At 69.5% G+C, this 19,112-nt stretch carries 18 protein-coding genes and 1 pseudogene; 9 read left to right on the top strand and 10 right to left on the bottom strand.

Annotation, left to right across the window (positions count from 1 at the left end; translation table 11 throughout):
• Nucleotides 1-53 precede the first annotated feature (53 nt).
• The 4 genes from qcrB to ctaE all read right to left on the bottom strand — a co-directional run bounded on the left by qcrB (nt 54) and on the right by ctaE (nt 4,443).
• Nucleotides 54-1,730 (bottom strand): cytochrome bc1 complex cytochrome b subunit, encoded by a 1,677-nt coding sequence (qcrB, locus tag YWY_RS0113880; protein WP_028848093.1) that lies wholly within the window; start codon nt 1,728-1,730, stop codon nt 54-56.
• Nucleotides 1,727-2,875 carry a cytochrome bc1 complex Rieske iron-sulfur subunit gene (gene qcrA, locus YWY_RS0113875; protein WP_028848092.1) on the bottom strand — a complete coding sequence of 383 codons (1,149 nt, stop codon included), beginning with the start codon at nt 2,873-2,875 and terminating at the stop codon, nt 1,727-1,729. Before qcrA ends, qcrB begins: the two co-directional genes overlap by 4 nt.
• Nucleotides 2,868-3,725: a cytochrome bc1 complex diheme cytochrome c subunit gene (gene qcrC, locus YWY_RS22045; RefSeq protein ID WP_051310284.1), complete on the bottom strand. Its 858-nt coding sequence runs from the start codon at nt 3,723-3,725 to the stop codon at nt 2,868-2,870. The genes qcrA and qcrC overlap by 8 nt, the downstream gene beginning before the upstream one ends.
• Nucleotides 3,726-3,807: 82 nt before the next feature.
• Nucleotides 3,808-4,443 carry an aa3-type cytochrome oxidase subunit III gene (ctaE, locus tag YWY_RS0113865; RefSeq protein WP_028848091.1) on the bottom strand — a complete coding sequence of 212 codons (636 nt, stop codon included), beginning with the start codon at nt 4,441-4,443 and terminating at the stop codon, nt 3,808-3,810.
• Nucleotides 4,444-4,522: 79 nt separating this feature from the next.
• Between ctaE and YWY_RS0113860 the strand changes: the two genes are divergently transcribed.
• On the top strand, nt 4,523-4,936 hold the full coding sequence (locus YWY_RS0113860; protein WP_028848090.1) for a hypothetical protein: 414 nt from the start codon (nt 4,523-4,525) through the stop codon (nt 4,934-4,936).
• Nucleotides 4,936-5,982 (top strand): anthranilate phosphoribosyltransferase, encoded by a 1,047-nt coding sequence (trpD, locus tag YWY_RS0113855; protein WP_028848089.1) that lies wholly within the window; start codon nt 4,936-4,938, stop codon nt 5,980-5,982. The genes YWY_RS0113860 and trpD overlap by 1 nt, the downstream gene beginning before the upstream one ends.
• Before the next feature lie 363 nt (nt 5,983-6,345).
• Here the strand turns inward: trpD and YWY_RS24940 are convergent.
• The 3 genes and pseudogenes from YWY_RS24940 to ctaC form a co-directional block, all read right to left on the bottom strand.
• A pseudogene (locus YWY_RS24940) lies at nt 6,346-6,519 on the bottom strand (TOPRIM nucleotidyl transferase/hydrolase domain-containing protein); the annotation flags it as partial.
• Nucleotides 6,520-6,662: 143 nt separating this feature from the next.
• Nucleotides 6,663-7,094 carry a cytochrome c oxidase subunit 4 gene (locus YWY_RS0113845; protein ID WP_028848088.1) on the bottom strand — a complete coding sequence of 144 codons (432 nt, stop codon included), beginning with the start codon at nt 7,092-7,094 and terminating at the stop codon, nt 6,663-6,665.
• Between the two features lie 29 nt (nt 7,095-7,123).
• Nucleotides 7,124-8,035 carry an aa3-type cytochrome oxidase subunit II gene (ctaC, locus tag YWY_RS0113840; protein ID WP_028848087.1) on the bottom strand — a complete coding sequence of 304 codons (912 nt, stop codon included), beginning with the start codon at nt 8,033-8,035 and terminating at the stop codon, nt 7,124-7,126.
• 199 nt (nt 8,036-8,234) lie between these two features.
• On the opposite strand from ctaC, the gene asnB reads away from it, so the two are divergent.
• The 5 genes from asnB (at nt 8,235) to YWY_RS0113815 (ending at nt 13,987) form a co-directional block, all read left to right on the top strand.
• On the top strand, nt 8,235-10,154 hold the full coding sequence (gene asnB, locus YWY_RS0113835; protein WP_028848086.1) for an asparagine synthase (glutamine-hydrolyzing): 1,920 nt from the start codon (nt 8,235-8,237) through the stop codon (nt 10,152-10,154).
• Between the two features lie 643 nt (nt 10,155-10,797).
• Nucleotides 10,798-11,517, top strand: a complete 720-nt coding sequence (locus tag YWY_RS0113830; protein WP_028848085.1) for a FadR/GntR family transcriptional regulator — start codon at nt 10,798-10,800, stop codon at nt 11,515-11,517.
• On the top strand, nt 11,514-12,212 hold the full coding sequence (locus YWY_RS0113825; protein ID WP_051310224.1) for a sterol desaturase family protein: 699 nt from the start codon (nt 11,514-11,516) through the stop codon (nt 12,210-12,212). Before YWY_RS0113830 ends, YWY_RS0113825 begins: the two co-directional genes overlap by 4 nt.
• 33 nt (nt 12,213-12,245) lie before the next feature.
• Entirely contained in the window at nt 12,246-12,974 is a 729-nt protein-coding gene (locus YWY_RS0113820; protein WP_028848083.1) for an SDR family NAD(P)-dependent oxidoreductase, read from the top strand.
• Nucleotides 12,971-13,987, top strand: a complete 1,017-nt coding sequence (locus YWY_RS0113815) for an S-adenosylmethionine:tRNA ribosyltransferase-isomerase (RefSeq protein WP_028848082.1) — start codon at nt 12,971-12,973, stop codon at nt 13,985-13,987. Before YWY_RS0113820 ends, YWY_RS0113815 begins: the two co-directional genes overlap by 4 nt.
• Before the next feature lie 15 nt (nt 13,988-14,002).
• Here the strand turns inward: YWY_RS0113815 and YWY_RS0113810 are convergent, their stop codons facing one another.
• Both YWY_RS0113810 and YWY_RS0113805 read right to left on the bottom strand, forming a co-directional pair.
• Nucleotides 14,003-15,016, bottom strand: a complete 1,014-nt coding sequence (locus YWY_RS0113810; protein ID WP_211227534.1) for a carbohydrate kinase family protein — start codon at nt 15,014-15,016, stop codon at nt 14,003-14,005.
• A gap of 283 nt (nt 15,017-15,299) precedes the next feature.
• The gene (locus tag YWY_RS0113805) at nt 15,300-15,665 is read right to left on the bottom strand and encodes a HesB/IscA family protein (RefSeq protein WP_028848080.1); all 366 of its coding nucleotides are present in this window, start codon (nt 15,663-15,665) and stop codon (nt 15,300-15,302) included.
• Nucleotides 15,666-15,832: 167 nt separating this feature from the next.
• Between YWY_RS0113805 and YWY_RS0113800 the strand changes: the two genes are divergently transcribed.
• Both YWY_RS0113800 and YWY_RS22035 read left to right on the top strand, forming a co-directional pair.
• Nucleotides 15,833-16,495: a DUF3043 domain-containing protein gene (locus YWY_RS0113800; protein ID WP_028848079.1), complete on the top strand. Its 663-nt coding sequence runs from the start codon at nt 15,833-15,835 to the stop codon at nt 16,493-16,495.
• Nucleotides 16,492-17,481: a nicotinate-nucleotide--dimethylbenzimidazole phosphoribosyltransferase gene (locus YWY_RS22035; RefSeq protein ID WP_051310223.1), complete on the top strand. Its 990-nt coding sequence runs from the start codon at nt 16,492-16,494 to the stop codon at nt 17,479-17,481. Before YWY_RS0113800 ends, YWY_RS22035 begins: the two co-directional genes overlap by 4 nt.
• Before the next feature lie 522 nt (nt 17,482-18,003).
• On the opposite strand, the gene YWY_RS0113790 is transcribed toward YWY_RS22035, so the two are convergent.
• Nucleotides 18,004-19,107 carry a branched-chain amino acid aminotransferase gene (locus YWY_RS0113790; protein WP_028848078.1) on the bottom strand — a complete coding sequence of 368 codons (1,104 nt, stop codon included), beginning with the start codon at nt 19,105-19,107 and terminating at the stop codon, nt 18,004-18,006.
• Nucleotides 19,108-19,112: the final 5 nt, after the last annotated feature.

Below are 19,112 nucleotides of genomic sequence, written 5' to 3'. Positions count from 1 at the left end.
AAGGCGGCGCGCCGGCAATCCCGGCACGCCGCCTTCCTGTGAACAGCCTGGGGCTACTTCGCGCGCGACTCGACCTCCGTGCGGGATCCGCTCGCCTGACCGTTGCCGGAGGTGATGGCCGCCCGGCCGTCGCCGTGCTGCGCGGCCCGCGCCCGCTCCAGCGCCTCGACCTCCTCCGGCGGATCCGGGGTCAGGAACGAGCCGGACACCGGCTTGCCCGCGAAGCCGAGCTCGTTCATCTTCTTCGGCACCGGCGCGCCCTGGTACTCCAGTGGGATCGGGTGGCCGTGCTCGTCCACCGGGCCGAGCGGCTGGTGGATCTCGATGAACGCGCCTTCCGGCGTCCGCTTGATGATGCCGGTCTCCACGCCGTGTTCCAGCACCTCACGGTCGGACCGCTGCAACCCGAGGCAGATCCGGTAGGTGACGTAGTAGGCGATCGGCGGCAGCACCAACAGGCCGATCCGGCCGATCCAGGTCATCGCGTTCAACGAGATGTCGAACGTGAAGGCGATGATGTCGTTGAAGCCGGAGATCTCCAGCACGGAGATGAATGTCAACGCCATCACGCCGATGCCGGTGCGGACCGGGACGTCACGCGGACGCTGCAACAGGTTGTGATGCGCGGTGTCCTTGCTGAACTTGCGTTCGATCCACGGGTAGGCGATCAGCAGCCCGAACAGGATCGGCATCCCGACCGCACCCGCGAAGAACACCGGCGGGATGGTGTACGGCCCGAGGTAGAGCTCCCACGCCGGCCAGATACGCAGGATGCCGTCCGCCCACGCCAGATACCAGTCCGGCTGCGAGCCCGCGGACACCTGCGAGGTCAGGTACGGGCCGATGTTCCACACCGCGTTGATCTGGAACAGGCCCGCCATCGCCACGATCACGCCGGTGACGACCAGGAAGAACGAGCCGGCCTTCAGCGCGAAGTACGGCATGATCCGCACGCCGACCACGTTGTTCTCGGTGCGCCGCACGCCGGGGAACTGGGTGTGCTTCTGGTACCACACCAGGCCCAGGTGTACCGCCACCAGCGCCAGCATGATGCCGGGGACGATCAGGATGTGCAGTGTGTACAGGCGCGGGATGATCTCGTTGCCCGGGAACTCACCGCCGAACAGCGCCCAGTGCAGCCACGTGCCGATCACCGGCGTGGAGAGCACGATGCCGGACATCGTGGCGCGCAGACCGGTACCGGACAGCAGGTCGTCCGGCAGCGAGTAGCCGAAGAAGCCCTCGAACATGCCCAGGATGAGCAGCAGCGCCCCGATCACCCAGTTGGCTTCGCGCGGGCGGCGGAACGCACCGGTGAAGAACACCCGGAGCATGTGGATGAACATCGCGGCGACGAAGATCAGCGCGGCCCAGTGGTGGATCTGCCGGATCAGCAGGCCGCCCCGCACGTCGAACGAGATGTTCAGGGTGGTCTCGAAGGCGCGGGACATCTCCACGCCCTGCAGGTTGGTGAAGCTGCCGTCGTAGACGACCTCCTCCATGGAGGGGTCGAAGAACAGCGTCAGGTACACGCCGGACAGCAGCAGGATGATGAAGCTGTACAGCGCGATCTCGCCGAGCAGGAACGACCAGTGGGTCGGGAAGACCTTGTTCAGCTGGTGGCGGATGCCCTTGGCCGCGCGGTAGCGCTTGTCCACCTCGTCCAGCTGCCTGCCGGCCAGGCGCTTGATCAGGGAGTCCCCCCTGGTCGGGGTCGTCAGCTCGCTCATGACTCACGCTCCCAATACGCGGGCCCGACCGGCTCGATGAAGTCGCCCTTGGCCATGAAGTATCCAGTCTCAGGATCCACCGTGATGGGCAATTGCGCCAGTGCCCTGGTCGCCGGGCCGAACACCGGCTTGGCGTACTGCAGTGCGTCAAACTGCGACTGGTGGCACGGGCACAGGATCCGGTTGGTGCGCTGCTCGTACAGCGACGTCGGGCAACCCACGTGGCTGCAGATCTTCGTGTAGGCGTAGTAGTCGCCGTAGTTGAAGTCCTCCTGGCCCTTGCGCTTGATCACCCTGGCCGCGTCCTCCGGCCGCAGCCGGATCAGCATGACCGGGTTGTCGACCCGCTTCAGTGCCGCGGACAGCGCTTCCGGGTCGTTGCGCTCGGACTCGCGGAACGGGAACACCGTCTCCATCGCGCCCGCGTCCAGGTCCTCCGGCCGGACCAGCGACACCTCGTGCGGGTGGCCGGTGTTGCGGCGCAGGTAGACCTTCTCCCCGTCGCGCGGCAGCCACCCGGTGTGCGCCAGCGTGTCGCGCGGGTCCTGATCCTTCGACCACGGGTTCTTGACGAAGCCGATGACCGGCAGCACCGCCGCTCCCAGGCCGAGCACCCCGAGGCCGAGCCCGGCGCTGCCCAGGATCGCCTTGCGCCTGCCGATGGTGCTGCGCGCTCCGGCGTCGGTCACGTGCGCCAGGAACGTCTGCCGGTGGATTTCGTCGGAACCGGCGCCCAGGTTGTCCCCGCGCTCCTGGACGGCCAGCTCCTGCGGCAGGAACCGGCGGGTGTACATCAGCACGCCGAACGCGAAGCACAGCACCGCGCCGCCGAGCGTGATGCCCAGCAGCGGGGTGTACAGGCTGTACCAGAACTCACCGACCTCGTCGTCCGGCGACTTGTACTCCCACGGCCACCACAGCAGCACGCCCAGGAACGCGACGCCGAGCAACGTCCCGAGCAGGAACATCATCGTGACGCCGCGGGCGGCACGCTTCTCCGCCTTGGTGCCCTGCACCGGCCACGGGTCGGGGTACTCCACCAGCTCGACGCCGTCCAGCTTCCCGCCGAGCCTGACCAGCTGGTCGCGATCCATCTCGGCGAGCTCGGCGGCGGTGGGCAACCGCTCCTCGTTCTCGCTACTCATGCCCAGCCCTCGTTCCAATCCACAGGGTCACGCCGACGATGGCGGCGATCCCGACCACCCAGGCGACGATGCCCTCGGACCACGGTCCGAAGCCGCCCAGCGACATCCCACCCGGGTTGTTGTTGCCGTCGTTGACCGACTTGATGAAGGCGATGATGTCCTTCTTCTCCTCCGGCGACAGCTGCCGGTCGGAGAACTTCGGCATGTTCTGCGGACCGGTGAGCATCGCGGTGTAGATCTGCTCCTCGTTCGCCGGCTGCAGCGGCGGCGCGAACTTCCCGGACGACAGCGCGCCGCCCTTGCCGGTGAAGTTGTGGCACGAGGCGCAGTTGAGCCGGAACAGCTCGCCACCGCGCGCCGGGTTGTCGCCGCGCAGCTCCTTGCCCTTCTCCTCCGGCCGCGCCGGGCCGCCGCCGTGCGCCTGCACGTAGGCGGACACGGCGTCGATCTCCTCCGGCGTCAGCCGCGGCGGCTTGCGCTGGGCCTGCGCCTCCTGGCGCGCCATCGGCATCCGCCCGGTCGAGGTCTGGAAGTAGACCGCCGCCTCACCGATGCCGATCAGGCTCGGGCCCCGTCCCTTGACGCCCTCGAGGTTCTTGCCGTGGCAGGTGATGCACGTGGTGTTGTAGACCTCGGCGCCTTTGCGCTCCAGTGCGCTCAGCTGCTTGCTGTCCGCCTGCGCGGTCTGCGGCTTGGGCGCGAACAGGGCGTAAAGTCCGCCGGCGACCATGAGCGCCAGGCCGAGGGCTACCAGCCCGGCGATGCGGCGGCGCGTCCTGCCCGCACGCGGCCGGCGGGTCCTGGGGACCTGCTCCCCGGTGTCAGTGCCCCGGGGCGTCGGAGATGTCATCTTCGGCACCTTGCTGTCAGTTCGGGCGTTGCGGCTGTCTTGTTGTCAAGTCCTTGTGCTTCGGCAGTTCCTCGCACGCCTGTCACGGCACGATGTAGATCACCGCGAACAGGCCGATCCACACGATGTCGACGAAGTGCCAGTAGTACGACACCACGATCGCCGAGGTGGCCTGCGCGGGTGTGAACTTGCTCATCTTGGTGCGGATGAGCAGCATCGCGAAGGCGATCAGGCCACCGAGCACGTGCAGGCCGTGGAAGCCGGTGGTCATGTAGAACACCGTCCCGAACCCGTTGGCCTGCATGGTCACGCCTTCGTCCACGAGCTGGAAGTACTCGTAGACCTGGCCGAACAGGAACAGCGCACCCATGAACAGGGTGAGCAGGTACCAGCGGCGCAACCCGAAGACGTCACCGCGCTCGGCGGCGAACACACCGAGCTGGCAGGTGAACGACGAGGCGACCAGGATGATCGTGAACGGCAACGCCCACGGCAGGTTGAGCACGAACGGCTCCGGCTCGCTCCACCCTGGCGGGTTCGGCGGCCAGTTCTCTGCGGTGTTCTGGGCCTTCACGGTGAAGAACATCGCGAAGAGCCCAGCGAAGAACATCAGCTCGCTGGAGAGCCAGACGATGGTGCCGACGCTGACCATGTTCGGCCGGTTCAGCGAGTGCACCCGCTGGCTGATCGTTGGGGCTGCCGTAGTCACGCCTCGCATTATGTCCCTTCATGCCCGACCCCGCGCCCCCGGGTAGCTCTGTGTTGGCTGCCTCACCCGACGGGCTAGAGTCACAGGCATGACCAGCGAGGTGCGCACTGTCCTGGTGTACAGCCACAAACCCCAGGTGAGGGAGTCGATCATCAGCGCGGTCGGGCGGCGCCCGGCAAGCGATCTGCCTCGGCTCACCTACGTGGAGGTCGACAAGGTCGCCGACGTGATCGCCGAGTGTGACCAAGGCGGCATCGATCTGGCGATCCTGGACGGCGAGGCGCAGCCGAACGGCGGCATGGGGCTGTGCAGGCAGCTGAAGAACGAGCTGACCGACTGCCCGCCGATCGTCGTCGCGGTGCGCCGCAAGGACGACCGGTGGCTGGCCACCTGGTCGCAGGCGGACGCGGTGATCGTGCATCCGTTCGACCCGATCGCGACCGGCGACGTCGTCGCGGACGTGCTGCGCTCGCACAAGGTTCCCGCCGTCCGGGCCCGGTGATGACGACCGAGACCTGGCCGGACCTGCTCAACCGCCTGGTCGCGGGCGAGAACCTGAGCGCCGCGCAGACCAGGTGGGCGATGAACCAGGTGATGTCCGGCGAAGCCACCCCGTCGCAGATCGCCGCGCTGGCGGTCGGCCTGCGGGCCAAGGGCGAGACGGCGGAAGAGGTCGTCGGCATGGCCGACGGGATGCTGGCCAACGCCCGCACGTTCGACGTGCCCGGCCCCGCGGTCGACATCGTGGGCACCGGCGGGGACCGCTCCGGCTCGGTGAACATCTCCACGATGAGCGCCATCGTCACGGCGGCGGCCGGAGCGCCGGTGGTCAAGCACGGCAACCGGTCGGCGTCGTCCAAGTGCGGTGCCGCCGACGTCCTGGAGGCTCTCGGTGTGGTGGCCGCGCTGGAGCCGGAAGCGGTCGCGCGCTGCGTCACCGAGCTCGGCATCGGGTTCTGCTTCGCCCCGGTGTTCCACCCCGCGCTGCGGTTCGCCGGCCCCACCCGGCGTGAACTGGGCATTCCGACGATCTTCAACCTGCTGGGACCGCTGACCAACCCGGCTCGGCCGAACGCCGGGCTGGTGGGGTGCGCTTACCCGGACAAGCTCGAGGTGATCGCCAACGTGTTCGCCGCGCGGAAGGCGAGCGCGCTGGTGGTGCGCGGTGACGACGGCCTGGACGAGCTCACCACCACGACCACGAGCACGGTGTGGCGCGTGGCGGGCGAGAACGTCACGGTGCATTCGTTCGACCCGCGCGACGTCGGCATCGACCGGGCCGCGGCCGAGGACCTGCGCGGTGGTGACGCGGAGCAGAACGCCGCTGTCGTCCGCGCTCTGGTCGCCGGCGAGACCGGGCCGGTCCGGGACGCCGTCCTGCTCAACGCCGGCGCGGCGCTGGCCGCGTTCTCCGGGTTCGGCGGCTCACTCGTCGACGACATCGCCGCGGGCATCGAGCGGGCGGCCGAGGCGCTCGACTCCGGAGCCGCCGCGCAGCTGCTCGACCGGTGGGTCGCGCTGTCCCAGTCGCTGGCCGGCCAGGACTGAAGCTCCGCCTCGCTGACCCTGAATCGTCCGCATCACCTCACGCAGCGGTGCTGGCAGCGCCGTCGGCGAGAGGTGCTGCGCCAGCACCCGCCCGTAGCGGAGCTTGCGGCCGGACCCGGCGCCGAAGAAGCGCCGCAGCTGTTCCTCGACCGGTTTGCCGCGCCACTCGGGCTGCTTCTGCAGTGACCGGAATGCGCGCTCGTCGCCTTGCTCGGCGATGAGCGACTGGACCCGTCGGGCACCGAGTGCCCTGATGAGTTCCGCCTCCAAGTCGGGTGCGCAGACACAAAGCACCGCCTCCGGGACACCCGCATCGGTCAGGCGCCGACGGATGCCGGGGGCTTCGTTGGCATCGGTCAGCACCACCAGACACAGGCCGAGCCCGCTGAGGCGGTGGAGAAAGCGGCCGACGTTGGTCGCTCCGTGCATCGGGACCACCGCGAAGCCGTCTCGGCCGGGCCGGTGTCCGCATCGCTCGGCCACGACTTCGACGGCCGCCTGGTCGCTGAGCCCTTCGACGAGAACGACGGTGTGCACCGATCCGCCGGCCAGGCGCTGGCCCAGCTGCGCCAGCGGGTCGATGTCGGGCGCATGCGCATCGGTCACATGTGTGAGCCTGGCACAACAGCGGCCGACGCGGCACTCCGCCGACCATCAGTCGAGCTAACCGGGAGGACGACTCACCCGCCCGAGCCGTGCCGCGGGCTCCCGCGGTGGTACTCGAACACCAGACCACCGACGGTGACGAGCACCAACGCGGCGCCGAGGAAGAACACCCAGGCCTCGAAGAAGGCCAAGCCGATGCCAGCCACGGCAGCGGAGGCCGCGATGCCCACCGGCCAGTAGCTGCCGGGGCTGAAGAAGCCCATCTCCCCCGCGCCGTCGCTCACCTCGGCCTCGTCGTTGTCCTCCGGCCGCGGCGTGATGCGGCGCGCGACGAACCGGAAGTAGCTGCCCGCGATCAGCGCCAGGCCACCGGTGAGCAACAGCGCGACCACGCCGACCGGCTCGATGCCGTCCTCGGTCCACAGCTCGGTAGCCACCCCGTAGATGGCCGCAATGAGGAACGCGAAGACCGTGACGATTTCGAAGACCCGTGCTTCGACCTTCATGTCGGTTCCTTACTTCCTGGCTTGCGCGCTCAGCCCGAGGCGGACCGGGCGAGGCGGTCGGTGTTGAACGGCTTGGTGGAGATCGCGGTCGGGCTGCACAGCTCGCCGCAGTCCATCTCCTCCAGCGCCTCGGCGGCGGTGTACGGCTGCCCGGTCTGCGGGTTCACCGACCGGCGCAGCTGCATGTACTGCTCGTACTTGTCCGGCAACAGTGCACGCAGCTCGAAGTTCATCACCGCGTGGTAGGTGCCGCACAGTTCCGCACAGCGCCCGACGAAGGCACCTTCCCGGTCGATGCGGGTGATCTGGAAGTCCGCGTCCTGGTTGTTGCGCTCCGGCTGCGGCATCACGTCCCGCTTGAACAGCAGGTCGGGCACCCAGAAGGCGTGGATGACGTCGGTGGAGCGGATGTTGAACTGGATCCGCCGATCGGTCGGCAGGACCAGCAGCGGGATCTCCGACGAGCTGCCCGTGGTCCGCACCACGTCGCCGTCGGGCGTCTCCTCACCCGGGTAGCTGAACTCCCAGTTCCACTGGAAGGCCGTCACGTCGACCACGACGTCCGGGTTCGGCTTGTCGCTGCGCACCACGTCGGTCTCGGTGGTGACGGTGAAGTAGAACAGGCCGCACACCATGACCGTGGGCAGGCCGACGGCGAAGATCTCCAGCGGCACGTTGTACTGGAACTGCCGGGGGAACTCGCTGTCACCCTTCTTCTTGCGGTGGAAGGTCACCGACCAGATCAGCAGGCCCCACACCAGCGCACCGACGGCCAGCGCGGCGATGACCGAGCCGATCCACAGCTGCCGCATCTGCTGCGCCTCCGGCGTGATGCCTTCCGGCCAGCCGAATCTGAGCACCTCCTCGACCGAGCAGCCGGTCGTGGTCAGGGCGACCAGCCCTGCCAGCCCGGCGACCGTGGCGACTCTGCTGGTCCGCACGCCGCGCCTCCTAGGTGTGCCAGTCCGAGAACTACGGTGGATCAATTCGGGAGCCTAGCCGAATATCGCAGACGCGCCCGCGGTGGGGCATCCAGCCGGGCCGGGTTTGTGAGCGGGCATACTTCACTGACAGCTGTCACAGCTTGTCACGGCTTCGGCAGCTTTGTGGCATCGACGGCCTGGGAGTGTGGGACGAAGCGTGTGCGGCCTGCTCGGATTGATCTGCACCAACACGGATGACGCCGCCGAGGCGCGGCCGGCGGTCGGCGCTGCACTGCGCTGTCAGCGGCACCGCGGCCCGGACGAGAACCGGACCTGGGCCGACGCCGAGGTGGTGTTCGGCTTCAACCGGCTGTCCATCATCGACGTCGAGCACTCGCATCAGCCGCTGACCTGGGGCCCGCCCGAGTCGCCGCAGCGCTACACGCTGCTGTTCAACGGCGAGATCTACAACTACCTGGAACTGCGCGCCGAGCTGGCCGACAAGCACGGCGCGGTGTTCCACACCTCGGGCGACAGCGAGGCCATCGTCGCCGCCTACCACCACTGGGGCGAGGAGGCGGTGTCCCGGCTGCGCGGGATGTTCGCCTTCCTGATCTGGGACTCCCAGGAACGTGTGGTGTTCGGCGCCCGCGACCCGTTCGGCATCAAGCCGCTGTTCTACGCCACCGGACCGGGCGGCACCGCGTTCGCCAGCGAGAAGAAGTCGCTGCTCGAGCTAGCCCCGCAGCTCGGCATGGCCAAGGAGCTGGACCGCACGGCGCTGCAGCACTACCTGGTGCTGCAGTACGTGCCGGAACCGGAGACCCTGCACACCGCGATCCGCCGGGTGGAATCCGGGTGCCTGTTCACGTTGCGCCCGGGCGGCGAACCGGACATCCGCCGCTACTTCCACCCCGTGTTCAACGCCACACCGGTGGACGAACCCGCCGAGCTGCACCACCGCATCGCCGAGGCGATGCGTGACTCGGTGGCCAAGCACATGCGGGCCGACGTCACCGTCGGGGCCTTCCTGTCCGGCGGCATCGACTCCACCGCGATCGCGGCGCTGGCCAAGGAGCACAACCCGGACCTGATCACGTTCACCACCGGCTTCGAGCGGGAAGGGTATTCCGAGGTCGACGTGGCCGCGGAGTCGGCGGCGGCGATCGGCGTCAAGCACGTGGTGCGCACGGTCAACGCCGAGGAGATGATGGAGGCGCTGCCACTGATCGTCTGGTACCTGGACGATCCGGTCGCCGACCCGGCGCTGGTGCCGCTGTGGTTCATCGCACGGGAGGCGCGCAAGCACGTCAAGGTGGTGCTCTCCGGCGAGGGCTCGGACGAGCTGTTCGGCGGCTACACCATCTACCGGGAGCCGATCTCGCTGCGCGCGTTCGAGAAGGTCCCCGGTGCGATGCGCCGTGCGCTGGGCAAGATCTCGCAGCGCATCCCGGAGGGCACCAAGGGCAAGGACCTGCTGCGGCGCGGGTCGCTGACGCTGGAGGAGCGCTACTACGGCAACGCGCGCATCTTCCGCGACGACCAGCTACGCCGGGTGCTGCGCACGTTCGACGACAACGTCGGCCACGCCGACGTGACGGCGGAGCCGTACCGGCTGTCCGAGGGCTGGGACCCGGTCGCCCGGATGCAGCACGTCGACCTGTTCACCTGGCTGCGCGGCGACATCCTGGTCAAGGCGGACAAGATGACCATGGCCAACTCGCTGGAGCTGCGGGTCCCGTTCCTGGACGCCGAGGTGTTCCGGGTGGCGTCGACCATCCCGCTCGAGCAGAAGATCACCAAGGAGACGACCAAGTACGCGCTGCGGCGCGCGCTCGCCGAGATCGTCCCCGCGCACGTTCTGAACCGCAGGAAGCTGGGCTTCCCGGTGCCGATCCGGCACTGGCTGCGGGACGAGATGTACGACTGGGCGCGCACCATCATCACCGAGTCCGGCACCGACGAGCTGCTGGACAAGCAGGCCGTGCTCGGGCTGCTCGACGAGCACCGGGCCGGCCCGCACGACCGCAGCCGTCAGCTGTGGGCGCTGCTGGTGTTCATGCTCTGGCACGGCATCTTCGTCGAGGAACGGATCAAGCCCGAGGTGCCGGAGCCGCACTACCCGGTCAAGATCTGATCCGAACCGTGATCGCCGCTCGCCGTGCCGACGCCGACCGTCGACGCATCGCCTCGGCACGGGGCAGGCACGGGCTTCTGAGGTCTCCGGCGGCCCGCCTGGAGGGCAGCACGTTGTGCCAGCGGAACACTTCTCCGGGGCGCGGGGCGCCTTGATCCTCGCCAGCCGCCGGCAGTTCTCCGAGCCGAAGCCGCTGACGCCCTCATCTCCGACGACATTGAGGTGGTCGAGCCCGGGCAACCCGATCTCCACGACCTCGACCAGGCTGGCGCCCGCGACGCGTGCCCACACCCCGGACGGCGACGGACAGCCCGTTGGCGCTCGTAGTGCAACGCAGTGCGCACGTCGTCGACGTCCGCGCGCTTGGCGATCATCCGCGGACGGGACGCACTGTGCTGTAGACCGTCCGAGTTTGTTCGTAGTCGGCGCCTGCCTGGGTGTGGCTTGGTCGTAGTCGGCGCCGTCGTGGGTGTGGCGGCTGCCGTGGAAGCTGCCCGCGGTTGGGCGAAGGTGCGTCGTCGGATCGCCTCTTCGGAGATCACGCGTTCCTCAACCCCTGACACCGGCCCTTTTGGCTGCCGCCTCCCACGAAACTGGTCATACCACTTGACCTCTGCCGGTCTTGCCTCCTACCGTTCTGCGCATGAACTTGCAGCCGATCTCCCGCCGCTCGGTCCCGGACGAGGTGTTCGAGCGGTTGTTGACCGAGATGGTCGAGGGCACACTCGGCCCGGGCGAGGCACTGCCCAGCGAGCGCAAGCTGGCCGAAGCGCTCGGGGTTTCCCGGCCTGCGGTGCGCGAGGCGCTGCAACGCATGGCGCAGGCCAAGCTCGTCGACGTGCGCCAGGGTGAGAGCACGACGGTGCTCGACTACCGCAAGCACGCGGGCCTGGACCTGCTCCCCCGGCTGCTGATGCCCGGCGGCCAGGTCGACATCGGTGTGGTGCGCAGCATCATGGAGGCCCGGCTGCACATCGCGCCCAAGATCGCCGAGCTGGCCGCGGAACGATCCGGCCCGCGGCTGGCCGGCGACCTCGACGCGGTCATTGCCGCGCTGGTGGCCGCCGACGACCCGGTACGACGCCAGCACCGGGCCCTCGACTTCTGGGACGTGCTGGTCGAAGGCGCTTCGTCGATCGTGTTCCGCCTGATGTTCAACGGCCTGCGGGCCGCGTACCTGCCTGCGGTCGACGCCCTCACCACGATCATGGCCGCCGAAGTCGACCGCACCGACGCCTACCGCGCCTTGGCCGCCGCCGTCACGGCGGGCGACGCCCGCCAGGCACGCGACCGCGCGGTCGATCTGCTCACCCCGGCCACCGAACGGATGTTCACCGCACTGCGTCACCTGGAGCAATCATGAACGAGCCGGAAGCCCGCGCCCGCGTTCGCGCCGACGAGGAAGCGCTGCGCCGCTCGCGCAAGACGATCACGCTGGGGGAGGCGGCCAGGGAGTTCTGGCGTCACCCCTCGCCGTGGATGATCTGCACGTCGCTGGCCGCCGCGGTGGTGGCCCGCCTCGCGGTGGGCGAGTGGACGTGGAATGACGCACTCGTGCCTGCGATCATGCTGGCGGTCTTCCCGTTCTTCGAGTGGGTCGTGCACGTGGTGATCCTGCACTGGAAGCCCCGCAAGCTGGGCCCGATCCGACTCGACTCGCTGCTCGCCCGCAAGCACCGGGAGCACCACGCCGATCCGCGTGACATCCCCCTGGTGTTCATTCCCTGGCAGGCGCTGATCTGGTTGCTGATCGGCACCGTGGTGATCGGGCTGGTCGCGTTCCCGCGCACCGGCACCGGGCTGACCTTCGTCGTCGGCGTGTTCGCGCTCGGGCTGGGGTACGAGTGGACCCACTACCTGATCCACAGTGACTACAAGCCACGGGGCCGCATCTACCGAGCGGTGTGGCGCAACCACCGGCGTCATCACTACAAGAACGAGCACTACTGGTTCACGGTCACCACCAGCGGCACCGCGGACCGGATTCTGGGCACGTATCCCGACCCGGCGACGGTGCCGACGTCGCCGACGGCGAAAAACCTGCACGGCACGCCTTGACCTCGACTTAAGTCGAAGTTTGACGATGGGGGCATGACTCATCGCACTTCCACCAAGGCCCCGGTGGCCGTCGTCACCGGGGCCTCCGCCGGCCTCGGGCTGGCCGTGACCACCGCGCTCACCCGTCACGGGTGGCATGTCGTCGCCGACGCACGAAACGCCGCCCGGCTGAAAGACGCCCTGGCGAACCTGGCGAACGAGCTCGTCACCGCCGTGCCCGGCGACGTCGCCGATGCCGACCACCGCCGCCGGCTGGCCGAAGCCGCCCGTGCCGCCGGTGGCACAGCCATGCTGGTGAACAACGCCAGCGAACTCGGACCGAGCCCGTCGCTGCCCGGGGCCAGGCTCGACACCGTCACGGCGGCCGAACTGCACAGGATCTTCGAGGTCAACGTGCTTGCACCGGTGCGGCTGACCGCGGAACTCCTCCCCCAGCTACGCACGGCACGAGGCCGGGTGATCAACATCAGCTCGGATGCCGCCGAAGCCGCCTATCCCGGCTGGGGCGGCTACGGTGCGAGCAAGGCCGCGCTCGATCAGGTGTCGGCCGTGCTGGCCGAGGAGGAACTCGATCTGCGGGTGTACGCGGTCGACCCTGGCGACATGAACACCGCGATGCACCAAGCGGCCTTCCCCGGCGAGGACATCTCCGACCGGGCCGATCCGGGCGGCGTGGCCGCCGCAATGCAGCCACTGTTCGACGGCGCCCTGCCCAGCGGCCGCTACCGCGCAACCGAGCTCCCCGCGGCGGTGCCGTCATGAGCACCCGGTTCGCCGTGCCCGAGTCGGCCGAGGCCACCGCCCCACCGGAATGGCGCGGTTTCGAGCGCGACGACGTGCGGCTCCTCGTCGCCACCCGGTCCGGCAGGCACCTGACCCGGTTCCGCGATCTGCCTGCCTGGCTGGCCCCCGGCGACCTGCTGGTCGTCAACACCTCCGCCACCCTGCCTGCCGCCGTCGACGGGCAGTACCGGGACGGCACGCTGCCGGTGCACGTCGCGCTGGAACTGGACAACGGCGACTGGGTCGTCGAACTTCGTGAACCGGACGGCACGGGATGGCGCTCCGGTGTCGCGCCGGGGGAACACGTGCGGCTGCCGGGCGAGGTGCTGCTCAAGCTGATCGTGCCGTACCCGGACGCGGATGCCGCAGAGTCTCGGCTGTGGCGCGCGACGACCGCCCCTGCCGTCTCGCGCACCGAGTACTTGCGCAGCTACGGCCGTCCCATCACCTACGGGTACATGGGCGGCGCATTTCCGCTCGCCGCGTACCAGACGGTTTATGCGACCGAACCGGGCAGCGCCGAGATGCCCAGCGCAGGCCGTCCGTTCACCGCCGAGCTCCTGGTGCGACTGATGGCCCGCGGGGTGATCGTGGCGCCGGTCGTACTGCACGCCGGGGTGTCCAGCCCCGAGGTGCACGAACCGCCCACGCCCGAGCCGTTCATCGTCCCGGACGCCACCGCACGGCTCGTCGCGCTGGCGCGCGCCGGCGGGCGGCGGGTGATCGCGGTCGGCACCACGGTGGTGCGTGCGCTGGAATCGGCCGGGCACGAGCGCGGCACGAGCGGCTGGACGGATCTCGTGCTCGGACCGGATCGTCCCGCCCGGGTGGTCTCCGGACTGATCACCGGCTTGCACGACCCGCAGGCCAGTCATCTGAGCCTGCTGGATGCCGTGGCGGGGAAGGAACTGGTCGACGCCGCCTATGCCGACGCGGTGGAGCACCGCCTGTTGTGGCACGAGTTCGGCGACAGCATGGTGCTGCTGCCGTGAGTGGTGCTGTGCGGATCAACCGGGCAGTGCCGGAGCGATCTCCTCGGCGGCTTCGGATCCGTACGACTCGGCCAGGCGCCGCAGCACCTCCGAGCGCTCGTACCGCCACTCCTGGGTGCCGACGGTCTCCAGCACCAGCACGGCAATGACCGAACCCAGCTGAGCGGCGCGCTGCAGGCCCAACCCGGCGCGCAGCGCGGCGACGAACCCGGCGCGGAAGCCGTCACCGACGCCCGTCGGGTCCGTCTTGGACAGCTCTTTCGCCGCGCCGACGTGCAGCGCGGTACCGTCCGCGCCGACGATCTCCGCTCCCTTGGGGCCGAGCGTGGTGACCCGCAGGCCGACCTGCTCCAGCACCTCCTGCTCGGTCCACCCGGTCTTGCGCAGCAGCAGGCCCAGCTCGTAGTCGTTGCTGAACAACAGCAGTGCCCCCGCGATCAGCTTGCGGGCCTGCGCCCCGCTCATCCTGGCCAGCTGCTGGGACGGATCGACTGCGAACGGCCAGCCCCGCTGGCGGCACTCCTCCGCGTGCCGCAGCATGCCCTCCGGATCGTCCGGGGCGATGAGCACCAGGCCGAACCGGCCGGTGCGCTCCACCAGCGGCGCCAGCTCGATGTTGCGGGCCTCCGCCATCGCGCCCGCGTAGAACGTGCCGATCTGGCAGTTGTCCTCGTCGGTGGTGCAGACGAACCGCGCCGTGTGCGCGACCTCCGAGATGTGCACCCCCGAGGTGTCCACCCCGTGCCGTTCCAGCCAGGCGCGGTAGTCGCCGAAATCGTCACCGACCGCGCCGACCAGCACCGGGCGCGCCCCTAGTACGCCGAGGCCGTAGGCGATGTTGCCGCCCGTGCCGCCCCGCCGGACCACCAGGTCGTCGGCCAGGAACGACAACGACACCCGGTGCAGCTGCTCGGCGACCAGCTGCTCGGCGAACCGGCCTGGGAAGTGCATCAGGTGGTCGGTGGCGATGCTGCCGCACACCGCCACCGGTGCCCCGGCGATCACGGACAAGTCGGGCTGCTGAGCCATTCCGTTGGTCACTCCTCGGTGTCGCCCATCGGCGTCGTCGCGTTAACTCGCATCAACGCCGGAAAATACCGGTCGCGCGAACCACTGTCGCACGGATGGGTTACCAGGGCACGCCGACCCACGCGGGCGACACGTCCAGTAGGTCGCCGCCGATCGGTTCTCGACGAAGTCGGCCGCCGCACGCGGGCGACACGTGCAGGCTCGTCGACAGCGCCATCGAGGGCGTCGTTCTCAACACGAACCGGCCGACGACCTCATCCGGGCGCCAGCCGGCGCGGGCGGCTCAGTTGAAGCTGTCGCCGCAGGCGCAGGAACCCGTGGCGTTCGGGTTGTCGATCGTGAACCCCTGCTTCTCGATAGTGTCCACGAAGTCGATGACCGCGCCGTCCACGTACGGGGCGCTCATCCGGTCCACCGCCACGCGCAGCCCGTCGAACTCGCGGAACAGGTCGCCGTCCAGCTCCCGCTCGTCGAAGAACAGCTGGTAGCGCAGACCGGCGCAGCCGCCGGGCTGCACCGCGAGCCGCAGGTGCATGTCGTCGCGGCCCTCCTGCTCCAGCAACGCCTTCGCCTTGGCCGCCGCAGCCTCGGTCAACACGACGCCGTGCGTCTGCTCGGTTTTCGTCCCGGTCTGCTCAGCAGTCGTCATGACTCTCCTTGGGTCGTGCGCGTACATCTGGGGCAACGCCGCGGCCGTGCGATCTGTTCCCAGCCTGGTCCGACCGCTACCCGGTATACGTCTGCTTCTGCGTCCATGGTGACACATCCGCCGCTCCTGCTGAACCAATCCGGGTGACGGTGCCATAGGCTGGGATCGTGAGGTTCTTGCGTAAAGGCAGTTCATCGACGGACACCAAGGACGCCGAGGCCCCCGAGCACGACGAGGAAAGTGCGCAACCCCACAATCGCCGGGGCTACACCCCCAAGAAGGGGCGCCCGACGCCGTCGCGCCGGGAAGCCGAAGGAAGGCGCCGCGGCCCGGTCCCCCCGCCGCCGAAGACCACGCGGGAGGCCATCAGGCGCAACCGGGAGCTGCGCAAGGCCAACCCGGTGAGCAAGGAAGAGCTCAAGGCACTGCGGCGGGAGCGGCGGGAACGCATGCTGGCCGGCGACGAGCGGTATCTCGCGCCGCACGACCGCGGACCGGTCAAGGCGTTCGCGCGCGACTGCGTGGACTCGCGCCGCAACCTGCTCGGGCTGTTCATGCCGATGGCGCTGGTGATGTTCGTCTCCACGCTGTTCCCCAACCTGGTGGTGCAGCAGGTGATCACGTCGACGTGCATGATCCTGCTGCTGGCCATGATCATGGAGGCGTTCTACAACGGGCGCCGGATCACCAGGCTGGCCAGGGAGAAGTTCCCGAAGGAGACCATCAAGGGCCGGTCGATCGGCTGGTACTGCTTCATCCGGGCCACCCAGCTGCGCAAGCTGCGCATCCCGCGTCCCCGGGTGAAGCCGGGTGACGAGATCCCGGTATGACGTCGGCGACTGTGCTGGAACTGCCTCGCATCGAACCTCCGGACGGATCCGCCCGCACCGCTGCGCTGAGCCTGGCGGGCGCCGACGACACGGTGGCCACCCCGGCAGGCCCCTTGGGCTTGGGCAAGCTCGCGACCGTCGCGTCGTGGCTTGCCGGGTGTCAGGGCACGTGCCCGCCACGCCGTTTGCGAACGCCGCGAGTCGTCGTGTTCGCGGCCGAGCACGGAATCACCGAACGCGGCGTGTCGTCCCACGGCGCTGACGCCGCCGGGAAGCTAGTGGCGGAGATCAATGTCGGCGGTGGCGCCGTCGGCGCGCTCGCCCAAGCAGCGAACGCCGGAACACGCGTCGTCGAGATGGAGCCGGCCGCCCGCCCCATCGACACCGCAGACGCCATGACCGCAGAAGAAGCGGAATCGGCCGTCCGCAAGGGCATGGAGATGGCCGACGCGGAGGTCGACGGGGGCGCCGACCTGCTGGTCGCCTCCAGCGTGGGCGCCGGCGCGACGACCCCGGCGGCGGTGCTGATCGGCACGCTCACCGACACCGAACCGGTCGCCGTGGTCGGCCGTGGCTCCGGCATCGACGACACGGCATGGATGCGCAAGACCTCCGCCATTCGCGACGCCATGCGCCGCGCCAAGCCACGGCTGTCCCAGCCGATGGAGCTGCTGGCCGCCGCTGGCGGGGCCGACCTGGCCGGGCTCACCGGCTTTTTGATCCAGGCCGCCGTCCGGCGGACGCCGGTCCTGCTGGGCGGGGTGACCGTGCTGGCCGCCGCCGTGGTCGCGGAGGAGCTGGCGCCCGGAGCGCGCGACTGGTGGCTGGCCGCGTCGAGCACCACCGAACCGGCCCACGCCGTCGCGCTGCAGCACCTGGATCTGGAGCCGCTGCTGGACCTCCGGCTGGGCGGGGACGCCCCGACCGCTGGCCTGCTGGCGCTGCCACTGGTGACCGCGGCCGCCTGGCTCCTCGCCGACGCGTGACGGCAACGGCTCCCGGCACCATCGGCCCGCGCTGATCACACCGGCTGGCGCGTGCTCACCCACGAGACCGAGGTGAGCGGACGGCCTCGTCGAGGAGATCACTTGGGAAACGGTCGGCCGGGTTTGCGCGAGCACGGCGAGAGCTGTCGACGCTGCGCTTACCCTGAGACCCCACAACGGGACGTGGCGGCCTTTCCCGGCCTGCTGGCGCAGCGACGAGCTGGCCCGTGGCCGACCGCCAGCCAAGACGCACGAGAATCGGGCAGCCAAGACGCACGGAATCGGGGCCCGATGCGGTCGGAGCGCGCCGCCGCGGTCCTGACGGTCGCTCGGGGCCGCGGTACCGGTCGTCGATCGTCGGGTCCTGAACCGAGGTGCCGGCCCGGCGCATGCACTCCAGCTGCTTCCGCCTGTACCGCTGTGCCGCAGGCATGCCGGACGTGCTGGCCCGCCGGGCGTGCCGTCCCGACGGGCCAGGTGCAGCTTCGTGCCGTGTCCGAACCGGTCGTCCGCAGTCGCCGCTCAGCCGAGCGGGTACCGCCAGCCGTGCTTGTCCGGGCGCGTGCCGTACTGAATGCCGACCAGCTCCTCGCGCAGCCGCATGGTGATCTCGCCCGCGCCGCCGTCGGCGACGGTGAACTCGCCACCCGCATGCTTGACCGACCCCACCGGGGTGATCACCGCCGCGGTTCCGCACGCGAACACCTCGGTCAGCTCACCGGAGAGCGCGGACTTCTCCCATTCCTCGGCCGAGACCCGGCGTTCCTCCACCGAGTAGCCGAAGTCGCGGGCCAGCGTCAGGATCGAGTCCCTGGTCACGCCTGCCAGCAGGTTGCCGTTCAGCTCCGGCGTCACCAGGTGCGCGTTCTCCCCCGAGCCGAACACGAAGAACAGGTTCATCCCGCCCAGTTCCTCGACCCACTCGTGGGTGGCCGCGTCCAGGTAGACGACCTGGTCGCAGCCCTGCTCGACCGCTTCCGCCTGCGGCAGGAACGAGGCCGCGTAGTTGCCCGCGCACTTGGCGAACCCGGTGCCGCCGGGTGCCGACCGGCTGTACTCGGTCGACATCCACAGCTTGATCGGCTTCACGCCACCGGAGAAGTACGACCCGGCAGGCGAGGCGATCAGCGTGTACAGGTACGAGTTCGCCGGCCGGTTCACGCCCAGTCCCGCCTCGGTGGCGATGATGAACGGGCGCAAGTACAGCGACGAGCCCTCGGCGTCCGGTACCCACCTGCCGTCGACCGCGATCAGCTCACGCAACGAGTCGAGGAAGACCTGCTCCGGCAGCTCCGGGATGGCCAGCCGCGCGCACGAGCCCTGGAACCGCCGGGCGTTGACCTCCGGACGGAACGTCGCGATCGACCCGTCCGGCTGCCGGTAGGCCTTCAGGCCCTCGAACACGGCCTGCCCGTAGTGAAGTACCGAGGTCGCCGGGTCGAGCGTCAGGGGCGCGTACGGTTCGACTTTGGCGTCGTGCCACCCCTGCTCCGCACTCCACGACACCGTGACCATGTGGTCGGTGAAGTGCGTGCCGAACCCCGGATTGGCCAATACCTCGGCCACTCGCTCGGCAGGTGCCGGATCGGGGTGAGCGACGTGGGTGAAAGGCATCGCGGTCGTCATGGTGC

The organism is Thermocrispum agreste DSM 44070 (assembly GCF_000427905.1).
GTDB classification, from domain to species: Bacteria; Actinomycetota; Actinomycetes; order Mycobacteriales; family Pseudonocardiaceae; genus Thermocrispum; species Thermocrispum agreste.
Note: the sequence above shows the minus strand (reverse complement) of the source record. Positions and strands in the feature narration are given on the sequence as shown.